Genomic DNA, 2,090 nt, shown 5'->3' on the forward strand with positions numbered 1-2,090 from the left:
TCGCCTTCGGCGCGCGGCTCGACCCCAAACCCCCAGGAGGAAATCGCCGATATCCGTATTGGCCTTACACGAGAACGGCTAAATAGTTACGATGAATCAACGAGAGATCCCACAGAACACCTCGTAATCGATCGGCTCAAAGATCGTCGGGTGATCGCCGCAAACGGGGCAATCCGGACGACGCTCCACTTGAACGGCGAGCCACTCGGCCCGGAGCCCATCGAAGGCCAACAGCCGGCCAGCCAAAGAGGTCTCCAGACCCAGCAGCCACTTTAGGGCTTCCAGAGCCTGCATCGCGCCGATGATCCCCGGCACCACACCCAAGACGCCGGCCTGCTGGCAGTCCGGAACCAGCTCTGGAGATGGTGGGGTGGGCAGCAGGCAACGATAACATGGCCGTCCACCTGGAGGTACCATACTGATCTGGCCCTCGTACTGGAAAATCGCCCCCCAGATCAACGGCTTGCGCTCCCAGACACAGACATCGCTGGCCAGGTATTTCGTGGGGAAATTATCACTTCCATCCAGCACTAAATCGTACTCCGCCACCAGCCGCCGGGCGTTGGCGGCTGTGAACCGCTCCACATAGGGGATCACGGTGACATCCGGGTTAAGGGCCTGAAGCCGCTCCCGGGCCACCTCAGCTTTCGGGCGCCCGATATCTTCGGTTCGGAAAAGAACCTGTCGTTGGAGATTGCTGAGATCCACCACGTCATCGTCGACAATCCCGATTGTGCCGACCCCAGCGGCGGCCAGATAGAGGGCGATAGGGGAACCCAACCCGCCCACGCCGATGAGCAGAACTCGGCTCCGCAGAAGCCGACGCTGCCCCCTTCCACCTATCCCGGGCAACACAATGTGGCGAGCATAACGGCGGATCTGAAGCTCACTGAGGGGGAAAACCATAAGCCGACCCTGAACAAGGCTGGAAAGTGCTGTATCAATCCAATGAGATATTTTACTCGTTTCACTCGCGCTCAACGTGGTCAGCCAGGGGACAAGGCGACATTCCCCGGGGTACTGGGATGGAGGAAACAAGCTGGGGGGCTGTGGGGAGCGCTTTCAGCGCTCCCCACAGCCCCCCAAACCCAAATAGGGTTGGCACGGGCCCCTTCCTCAGCGGCTCACTCGTGAGAGTGGCCGTGCTCGAGCTCCTCAGGGGTCGCCGGGCGTAAGGCCAGGATCTTCACGGTGAAATGCAGCTCCTCACCGGCCAGCGGGTGGTTGAAGTCCAGGGTCACCGTATCCGGGCCGACCTCAGCGACATAGGCTGGGAAAGCCTCGCCGGTCTCGGTGTAGACATACAAGCCGACGCCCGGGGCAAGTGGGAAATCCGCGGGGAATTCGCTGCGGGGGACCACCTGATAGGCATCGGCGCGTCGAGGTCCATAGGCGTCCTCTGGAGCCAGCCAGACTTCCTTCTCCTCCCCTACGGCCATGCCGTAGAGAGCCTCTTCCAAGGCAGGCAGGATCTCGCCGGCCCCTTGAATGAACGTAATTGGCTCGCTCTCCTCAGAGGACTCCACAACCCGACCATCCTTCAGACGGAGGGTGTAGGCCAAAGTCACCACCATATTGTCCTGGACAGTCAAACGCTCTTGCAGCATGGGTTAAACCTCCCGGAAAATTAAAAGGGGCGCCCCCGGCTTACGGAAGAGCGCCCCTCTTGCGAAAAGCCCCTGCCGCAAAACCGGCAGCACGGTTGCCTCTATCATAATCGAACTTCACCAGGAAGGCAAATTATACCCCACTGGCTGGCCAACCTTGTTCAAGGATAGGCTCCTTAGCGTCCAATCGGTACTGCGACAGGTCATCCAGATTTAAGCACATTTCAGTTCCCGTTTTTAAACCGTGATTGTTCAAAAATCGGCAACGCGGTGGCAAGACGGGATTGCCCTGCGGAGTCTCTGTTTTTCTTTTTCCCCTTTAGCCCAACACCATCGCCAGGGGGGCTCCACCTCGCTTCAAGGGATTTCCACACCCGGCCAGAAGCCGATTCCCGTTCACCGCCGACTCCTCCCGCTTATACCCTCGCATCGTCCGATAGCGCTCCTTCATCCACCACCTAATCGCTCGCTCGCATGGTGGGT

Annotated in this window: 2 protein-coding genes; both read right to left on the reverse strand. The window is 59.6% G+C overall.

The annotated features are described in order from the left end of the window. Window positions 1-96: 96 nt before the first annotated feature. Window positions 97-906, reverse strand: coding sequence for a ThiF family adenylyltransferase (locus ACFMO5_RS14300; protein ID WP_376793423.1), 810 nt, complete (start codon window positions 904-906; stop codon window positions 97-99). 218 nt (window positions 907-1,124) lie between these two features. Further along, on the reverse strand, window positions 1,125-1,607 hold the full coding sequence (locus ACFMO5_RS14305; protein WP_376793424.1) for a peptidylprolyl isomerase: 483 nt from the start codon (window positions 1,605-1,607) through the stop codon (window positions 1,125-1,127). Between the last annotated feature and the right edge of the window lie 483 nt (window positions 1,608-2,090).

Origin of the sequence: Thermoflexus sp., assembly GCF_042408365.1 — a bacterium.
Taxonomy (GTDB): Bacteria; Chloroflexota; Anaerolineae; order Thermoflexales; family Thermoflexaceae; genus Thermoflexus.